This window comes from Tepidimonas thermarum (assembly GCF_007556705.1).
GTDB classification, from domain to species: Bacteria; Pseudomonadota; Gammaproteobacteria; order Burkholderiales; family Burkholderiaceae_C; genus Tepidimonas; species Tepidimonas thermarum.
Map to the genome: position 1 here is coordinate 1 of NZ_VJOL01000070.1, position 7,714 is coordinate 7,714.

The 7,714-nt window shown below is 70.6% G+C and carries 10 protein-coding genes and 1 pseudogene; 1 reads left to right on the forward strand and 10 read right to left on the reverse strand.

What is annotated here, in order from left to right; genetic code table 11:
* From Tther_RS12215 to Tther_RS12250, 8 genes and pseudogenes are all read right to left on the reverse strand, one after another.
* Positions 1-183 (reverse strand): annotated as a pseudogene (locus Tther_RS12215) (cell envelope integrity protein TolA); the annotation flags it as partial.
* Positions 184-196: 13 nt separating this feature from the next.
* Positions 197-649 (reverse strand): ExbD/TolR family protein, encoded by a 453-nt coding sequence (locus tag Tther_RS12220; RefSeq protein ID WP_143904265.1) that lies wholly within the window; start codon positions 647-649, stop codon positions 197-199.
* 30 nt (positions 650-679) lie between these two features.
* Positions 680-1,369: a protein TolQ gene (tolQ, locus tag Tther_RS12225; protein WP_143904267.1), complete on the reverse strand. Its 690-nt coding sequence runs from the start codon at positions 1,367-1,369 to the stop codon at positions 680-682.
* Positions 1,366-1,845, reverse strand: coding sequence for a tol-pal system-associated acyl-CoA thioesterase (gene ybgC / locus Tther_RS12230; protein ID WP_246099038.1), 480 nt, complete (start codon positions 1,843-1,845; stop codon positions 1,366-1,368). Before ybgC ends, tolQ begins: the two co-directional genes overlap by 4 nt.
* Positions 1,823-2,278: a transcription antitermination factor NusB gene (gene nusB / locus Tther_RS12235; RefSeq protein WP_143904269.1), complete on the reverse strand. Its 456-nt coding sequence runs from the start codon at positions 2,276-2,278 to the stop codon at positions 1,823-1,825. The genes ybgC and nusB overlap by 23 nt, the downstream gene beginning before the upstream one ends.
* 35 nt (positions 2,279-2,313) lie before the next feature.
* On the reverse strand, positions 2,314-2,784 hold the full coding sequence (gene ribH / locus Tther_RS12240) for a 6,7-dimethyl-8-ribityllumazine synthase (protein ID WP_143904271.1): 471 nt from the start codon (positions 2,782-2,784) through the stop codon (positions 2,314-2,316).
* Positions 2,781-3,938, reverse strand: a complete 1,158-nt coding sequence (gene ribBA / locus Tther_RS12245) for a bifunctional 3,4-dihydroxy-2-butanone-4-phosphate synthase/GTP cyclohydrolase II (protein WP_143904273.1) — start codon at positions 3,936-3,938, stop codon at positions 2,781-2,783. Before ribBA ends, ribH begins: the two co-directional genes overlap by 4 nt.
* Positions 3,935-4,564: a riboflavin synthase gene (locus tag Tther_RS12250; RefSeq protein WP_143904275.1), complete on the reverse strand. Its 630-nt coding sequence runs from the start codon at positions 4,562-4,564 to the stop codon at positions 3,935-3,937. Before Tther_RS12250 ends, ribBA begins: the two co-directional genes overlap by 4 nt.
* Before the next feature lie 176 nt (positions 4,565-4,740).
* Here Tther_RS12250 and Tther_RS12255 point away from each other — a divergent pair, with 176 nt between their 5' ends.
* Entirely contained in the window at positions 4,741-5,772 is a 1,032-nt protein-coding gene (locus Tther_RS12255; protein WP_143904277.1) for a sensor histidine kinase, read from the forward strand.
* Here Tther_RS12255 and nrdR read toward each other — a convergent pair.
* Together nrdR and glyA are read right to left on the reverse strand one after the other, a co-directional pair.
* On the reverse strand, positions 5,741-6,190 hold the full coding sequence (gene nrdR, locus Tther_RS12260; RefSeq protein ID WP_143904279.1) for a transcriptional regulator NrdR: 450 nt from the start codon (positions 6,188-6,190) through the stop codon (positions 5,741-5,743). The genes Tther_RS12255 and nrdR overlap by 32 nt on opposite strands.
* Positions 6,191-6,194: 4 nt before the next feature.
* Positions 6,195-7,439 (reverse strand): serine hydroxymethyltransferase, encoded by a 1,245-nt coding sequence (gene glyA / locus Tther_RS12265; RefSeq protein ID WP_143904281.1) that lies wholly within the window; start codon positions 7,437-7,439, stop codon positions 6,195-6,197.
* Between the last annotated feature and the right edge of the window lie 275 nt (positions 7,440-7,714).

Here is a 7,714-nt window from a genome sequence, read left to right on the forward strand (position 1 = left end):
CACCTGCGGCAGCGCCGACCACAGCTCGGCCGAGGCGACCGTGGTCACTTCCCGCTGCCACGCCACCCCCCAGGCCAGTGCCAGCGCCAGCAGCGCGTGCGCCAGCAGCGCCAGCACCCACGGCAGCCAGCCCTGCGACGGCGGCGGCGGGCCCAGGTCCAGATCGTCGGCGGTGGCCTGCATGCCGCGCCTCGCTTCAGCGGCTGGCCGCGTCGGTTTGCACCGCCAGCCCAATGCGCGCCACGCCCGCGCGCTGCAGGGCGTCCATCACCTGCATCACCTGCTCGTAGGCAACGCGCTTGTCGCCGCTGATGATGACCGGCACGGCGCCCGTGGTGTCGGCCGCCGGCGGCCCCTGCAGGGCCTGCACGCGCGCGGGCAGCTCGCGCAGCGTGATGCGGTCGTCGGTGCCTGCGCGCGCGCTGTCGCGCAGGCGCAGGCCGCCGTCGCGCTCCACGATCACCTGCACGAAACGCTCGGGCTGGCGCGCCGCCTGCCCGACGCGCGGCAGCTCGACCTGGCTGGGTGCGATCAGCGGCGCGGTCACCATGAAGATGATCAGCAGCACCAGCATCACGTCGATGAACGGCACCATGTTGATCTCGGTGATGGCGCGGCGTCCTCGGCCGCGGGGGGCGATGGCGGGCATGCGCGGGCGTCTCCAGCGGTGGGGGCGGCGTCAGTGGCCGGCGGCTACGGTGCCGGCGTGCCGGTGCAAGATGTTCGAGAACTCATCGATGAAGGTCTCGAGCCGGTTGGACAGCCGGTCGATGTCATGCGCAAAGCGGTTGTAGGCCAGCACGGCCGGGATGGCCGCAAACAGCCCGATTGCGGTGGCCACCAGCGCCTCGGCGATGGCGGGGGCGACCGTGGCCAGCGTCACCTGCGTCAGCCCGGCCAGGCCGGTGAAGGCGTGCATGATGCCCCACACCGTCCCAAAGAGGCCGACATAGGGCGACACCGAGCCCACCGACCCCAAAAACGACAGGTTGACCTCGAGCGCGTCGAGCTCGCGCTGGTAGGCGGCGCGCATGGCGCGGCGCGCGCCGTCCAGCAGCGCATCGGGCTGGGTGATGCGGCGTTCGCGCAGTTTTTGAAATTCGCGCATGCCGCTGACGAAGATGCGCTCCATGGGGCTGCCGCTGCTGGCCTGGCGCAGCGAGGCGGTGTAGAGGTCCTGCAGGCTGCCGCCGGACCAAAAATCGCGCTCGAAGGCGTCGGTCAGGCGGCGCACCCGCCCCAGGGCGAACAGCTTGCGAAAAATGGCCGCCCAGCTGGTGATCGACACACCAATGAGCAGCAGCACCACCGCCTGCACCACCCACGAGGCGTTGAGCAGCAGTTCGAGGACGGAAAAACCATGCGTCATGGCGTCGGTTCCGACAGATCAGGGGTTGGCCGCGTGCCGGCGAGGGCGGCGGCGACTTCGGCCGGCAGCCGCGCGGGGCGCAGCTCGTCGCCCGCCACCCAGCCGATGCGCACCGTCCCCTCGCACAGCAGGGCAGGGACATCACCGGCGCGCCAGGCCTGTTGGTGCAGTGTCAGCGAGGCACGGCCAAGTTCCCGCACCTGGGTGCGGATGTCGAGCCGATCGTCCAGCCGGGCCGGGCGCAGGTAACGCGCCTCGACCGCGCTGACCACGAACATGCCGCCGCTGCGCTCGCGCAGTGCTTGTTGGCCCAAGCCCAGCGTGCGCAGCCATTCGGTGCGGGCACGCTCGAAAAATTTCAGGTAGTTGGCGTAGTAGACGATGCCGCCGGCGTCCGTGTCCTCCCAGTAGACGCGAATCGACCAGGTGTGGACCGGCGCGACGGGCGCCGCCTCAGCCGCGCCGGGCGGGGTCACGCATCACCTCCTCGCCGCGGATCTGCGGCGCCAGCCGGTTGAGCACGCCGTTGACGAACTTGTGCCCGTCGGTGCCGCCGAAGGATTTGGCGAGTTCGATGCATTCGTTGATGACGACGCGCCACGGCACGTCCGGGCAATGCAAAAACTCGTAGGCCCCAATCCACAACACCGCGTGCTCGATGGGCGAGAGCTCGGCCAGCGGACGGTCCAGCAGCGGCGCCAGGCGCGCGTCCAGGTCGGCCGCCTGCGCGATGCAGCCGTGCAGCAGCGCGTCGTAGTGGGCGCTGTCGGCCTTGTGAAAGCCGCTGAGGTCGCGCGTGAACAGGTCGATGTCGTGCGCCTCGTTGCGGCCCACCAGGTGTTGGTAGAGCCCTTGCAGGGCGAATTCCCGCGCGCGTGTGCGGGCGGACTTTTCGGAAGCTTTGGTCATGGGTCGTATTGTCCCAGACCGCGGGCCATGTCGGCTCAGTCGGCCGGGTAGCGCCGCAGCAGGGCGGCCATCTCCACCGCGACGCGCGCGGCATCGCGGGCTTTTTCGTCCTGGCGCGCCACGGCCTGCGACAGGTTTTCGGTGGTGAGGATGGCGTTGGCGATCGGAATGTGGTGGTCCAGCCCGACGCGGGTGATGCCCGCGGCCGACTCGTTGCACACCAGCTCGAAGTGGTAGGTTTCGCCACGGATCACACAGCCCAGCGCCACGAGCGCGTCGAAGCGGCCGCTTTCGGCCATGGCCTGCAGGGCCAGCGGCACCTCCAGCGCGCCGGGGACCTGTTCCAGCACCACGTCCGCATCGGCCACGCCCAGCGCGCGCAGCTCATGGCGGCAGGCGGCCGCCAGCGCATCCGTGATCCCTTGGTTGAAGCGCGCCTGCACGATGCCGATGCGCAGACCGCGCCCGTCCAGCACCGGGCCCTCGCCCTTGTGGGCTCCCATCATGTCGGGTTTCCTTCCATCGGTTGGGGGTGCACGAAGCCGACCACCTCCAGCCCGTAGCCGGTCATGCTGGGCATGCGGCGCGGGTGGCCCAGCAGCTGCATGCGGTGGATGCCACAGTCGCGCAGGATTTGCGCGCCCACGCCATACGTGCGCAGGTCCATGCGCCCCCGCTCGGGCGCCTGCGCCGCGCGCGCCGTGCTGTCGAATTGCGCCAGCAGCTGCTCGGCCGACTCGCCGCAGTTGAGCAGCACCGCCACGCCCCGGCCCGCCTGCTGCAGGTGGCGCAGGCTGGCTTCCAGGCTCCAGGAGTGCATGCGGCGGCCCACCTCCAGCGCGTCCAGCACCGACAGCGGCTCGTGCACACGCACCGGCACCACGTCGTGCGGACCCCATGCGCCCGTGACCAGCGCCAGGTGCACGCCAGCACTGGTCTGGTCGCGGTAGGCATGGGCGGTGAAGGTGCCAAAGGCCGTGGTCAGTGGCCGGCTGCTGACGCGGCGCACCAGGCTTTCGGTGCGGCTGCGGTATTCGATCAGGTCCGCGATGGTGCCGATCTTGAGGCCGTGCACGGCGGCAAAGCGCTGCAAATCCGGCAACCTTGCCATGGTGCCGTCGTTGTTCATGATCTCGCAGATCACGGCAGCCGGTGTGCAGCCCGCCATGGCCGCGAGGTCGCAGCCGGCTTCGGTGTGACCAGCACGCATCAACACCCCACCATCGACCGCCTGCAGCGGAAAGACGTGCCCGGGCTGCACCAGGTCTTCGGGCCGCGCGTTGGGCGCAACCGCCACCCGGATGGTGTGCGCCCGGTCCGCGGCCGAGATACCGGTGGTCACCCCCTCGGCGGCTTCGATGGAGACGGTGAACGCGGTGCCCATTTTGGTGCCGTTGCGCGGCACCATCGGGGGCAGCCGCAGCTGCTCGCAGCGCTGGCGCGTCAGCGTCAGGCAAATCAGGCCGCGCCCGTACTTGGCCATGAAGTTGATCGCCTCGGGCGTGACGTGGTCGGCCGCCAGGACCAGATCGCCTTCGTTTTCGCGGTCTTCTTCATCGACCAGGATGACCATGCGGCCGGCGCGCAGGTCGGCCACGATGTCCTGGACCGGCGAGATGGGGGCCAGCGCGTCGGCGCTGACAGGGGCGTGGGTGTTCATGGTTGAACCTGTGCGAGGGAGAGCATCCGCTCGACGTAGCGTGCGATCATATCGACCTCCAGGTTGACCGCCGAACCGGCGGCCAGCGTGCCCAGCGCGGTGTGCTGCACGGTGTGCGGGATGAGGTTGATGCTGATTTCGCAGCCGTCGGCGCGGTCCGTGACCTGGTTGATGGTCAGGCTGACGCCGTTGACCGTGATCGACCCCTTGTAGGCCAGGTATTTGGCCAGGGCGGGCGGGGCCAGTACACACAGGTTCCACGACTCGCCCACGGGCGCCAGGCGGGTGACGGTGCCCACGCCATCCACGTGTCCGCTGACGATGTGTCCGCCCAGCCGGTCACTTGGGCGCACGGCTTTTTCCAGGTTGACCGGGCCGTTGCGGTCCAGCCCTGTGGTGCGCGCCAGCGACTCGGCCGACACGTCCACGGTGAACGTGCCCGCGCCCGGGTCGAGGCCGGTGACGGTCATGCAGGCGCCGTTGATGGCGATGCTGTCGCCCAGGGCGACGTCGCTGAGGTAGTCGGCGCCGGCGGCCACGTGCAGCCGCACGCCGTGGTTGGCGTCCGGGCCCAGCGGCTGCAGCCGCTCGATGCGCCCAACGCGCGTGATGATGCCGGTGAACATGCCCGGGATTGTCGCAGGTTCGGCCACGGCGGGTGGGGCGTCTGGTGCATCGGCGTGGGGCGCGCTACCATCGCAGCGGCCGTTGCCCGCATCCCCCTGGCAGACCATGGCCGCGTGGGCCGACCGCGCGCGCCGCCCTGGGGCGCGGTGCTGTGCGTACCCACCGATCCATCGCCGTGGCCCATCGTTTTGCCGCCCGCCTGACCGTGCCGGACTTCCGCAACCTGGGGGTTCAGCTGCGCCTGCTGTTGTTGGCCGAAGGGCTGTATGCGCTGTGGTGGTGGCTCGGGGCGCTGAGCGCCGGCCGCGCGTGGCCGGCGTGGCAGACGCGCAGCGCACTGTTCGAGCCGGCGCTGCTGACGCTGGCGGGCGTGCTGGCGCTGCTGGCGCCGTGGTTGCGGCGGCGCCCGCCGCGCACCGCGCTGGCCTGGACGGCGGTGGCCGCAGTGGCCGTGGCCCTGGGCTGGCGTGCCGCGTTGGCCGCTGTGGGCCTGCCCACCCCGACGCCGCCGGCGCTGCTCGTGGGCACGCTGGCGGTCTGGGCGGCGGTGGTCGCGTATTTCGACTGGCGCCACCACCGCCTCTCGCCCGCGCTCACCGAGGCCCGGCTGCAGGCGCTGCAGTCGCGTATGCAGCCGCATTTTTTGTTCAACAGCCTCAACAGCGTGCTGGCGCTGATGCCGCGCGACCCGGCGCGTGCCGAGGCGATGCTGGAGGATTTGGCCGAGCTCTACCGCGCGTTGCTGGCCGAGCCGCGCGCGCTGGTGCCGTTGCGTGAGGAGCTGGCGCTGGCGCGCGCGTATCTGGCGGTGGAACAGGTGCGCCTGGGGGAGCGTTTGCGCGTGGCCTGGCACGTCGATACCGCGCCGGCGGATGCGCTGCTGCCGCCCCTGACGCTGCAGCCGTTGGTGGAAAACGCCGTGCGGCACGGGGTCGAGCCGCAGCCCCTGGGTGCGTGCGTGACGATCGAGGCGTTTCGCGACGACCACCACCTGGTGCTGTTCGTGCGCAACCCGTTGCCGCCACCCGGCGCGGCCACGCGCGGCCACGGGCTGGCGCTGGCCAATTTGCGCGAGCGCTTAGCGTTGCACTACGACGCCGAAGCGCGGCTGCGCGTCTACGAGTCGGAGGGCGAATTCGTCGTGCAGGTGCGTCTGCCGATTCGGGCCGAGGGCGTCAGCCGCGCACCTCGTCGATCAGCGTCCTGAAGGCGTCCACGTCCTCGAAGCTGCGGTAGACGCTGGCAAAGCGCACATAGGCCACCTGGTCGAGTTCGCGCAGCTCCTGCATCACCCATTCGCCCAGGCGCTGCGACGGCACTTCGCGCGCGCCCTCGGCCAGCAGCTTTTCCTCGATGCGGGCGATGGCGGCGTCGAGCCGCTCGGTGCTGACCGGGCGCTTGCGCAGCGCCAGCGCGAGGCTGGCGCGCAGCTTGCCGGCGTCGTAATCGACCCGCCGGCCGTCCTTCTTGACCACCTGCGGAAACGTCACCTCGGCGCGCTCGTAGGTGGTGAAGCGCCGGTCGCACGCGCCGCAGCGGCGGCGCCGGCGCACGAACACCCCGTCGTCGGACTCGCGCGTCTCCACCACCTGGGTGTCGGCGTGTCCGCAGAAGGGGCACTTCATCGCGTCACCCGTAGACGGGGAAGCGCCGCGTCAGCTCCGCCACCTGCGCGCGCACGCGCGCCAGCGTGGCGGCGTCGTGGGGGGCGTCGAGCACATCCGCAATCAGGTGGGCGGTCTGGCGTGCCTCCTCTTCGCGGAAGCCGCGCGTGGTCATCGCCGGGGTGCCCAGCCGGATGCCGCTGGTGACCATCGGCTTTTGCGGGTCGTTGGGGATGGCGTTTTTGTTGACGGTGATGTGCGCCTGGCCCAGCAGCGCCTCGGCTTCCTTGCCGGTGATGCCCTTGGCGCGCAGGTCCACCAGCATCACATGGCTTTCGGTGCGGCCGCTGACGATGCGCAAGCCGCGCTGCTGCAGCGCTTCGGCCATGGCCTGGGCGTTGCGCACGACCTGTTGCTGGTAGGCCTTGAATGCGGGTTGCAACGCCTCTTTGAACGCCACCGCCTTGGCCGCGATGACGTGCATCAGCGGGCCGCCCTGCAAGCCGGGGAAGACCGCGCTGTTGATCGCCTTTTCGTGCTCGGCCTTCATCAGGATGATGCCGCCGCGCGGGCCGCGCAGGCTCTTGTGTGTGGTGGAGGTGACCACGTCGGCGTGCGGCACAGGGTTGGGGTACACACCCGCGGCGATCAGGCCGGCGTAGTGCGCCATGTCCACCATGAAGATGGCGCCGATCTCCTTGGCCACGCGTGCAAAACGCTCGAAGTCGATGCGCAGGCTGTAGGCGCTGGCGCCGGCGATGATCAGCCGGGGCCGGTGCTCGCGCGCCTTGGCCTCCATCGCGTCGTAGTCGATCTCCTCGCGGTCGTTCAGACCGTAGGAGACGACGTTGAACCACTTGCCCGACATGTTCAGCGCCATGCCGTGCGTGAGGTGGCCCCCTTCGGCCAGGCTCATGCCCATGATGGTGTCGCCGGGCTTGAGGAAGGCGAGGAACACCGCCTCGTTGGCGCTGGCACCGCAGTGCGGCTGCACGTTGGCGGCTTCGGCACCGAAGAGCTGCTTGACGCGGTCGATGGCCAGTTGCTCGGCCACATCCACGTGCTCGCAGCCGCCGTAGTAGCGGCGGCCGGGGTAGCCCTCGGCGTATTTGTTGGTCAGCTGCGTGCCCTGCGCCGCCATGACGGCGGGCGAGGCGTAGTTTTCGCTGGCGATGAGCTCGATGTGCGCCTCCTGGCGGGCGTTTTCAGCCTGGATGGCGGCCCACAGCTCGGGGTCGGTGCGGTCGATGAGGATGGTGCGGTCAAACATGGGCTGTCGGGAGGGGTCGGTGGACCCGTGGCTGCGGGGCGCCACGGGCTGCCCAGGCGAACGGCGGGCCGCCGCGGCGCAGGGCGCCGCACACGGTGCGCGCTTCCCCGTGGTGACCCCACGTCGGCCGCGGCCGGCCCCCTGCGGGACCGCCCGGCCTATCGCCAGTCGCGCGCGCGTCGATTGTACTGCGGCCGCTTCGATGCCACGGCGCAGCCGATGGGCTGCCCCACCGCGGGATCACGAGGCCCGCGCGGGCGCCGCTGCCGCGGCTT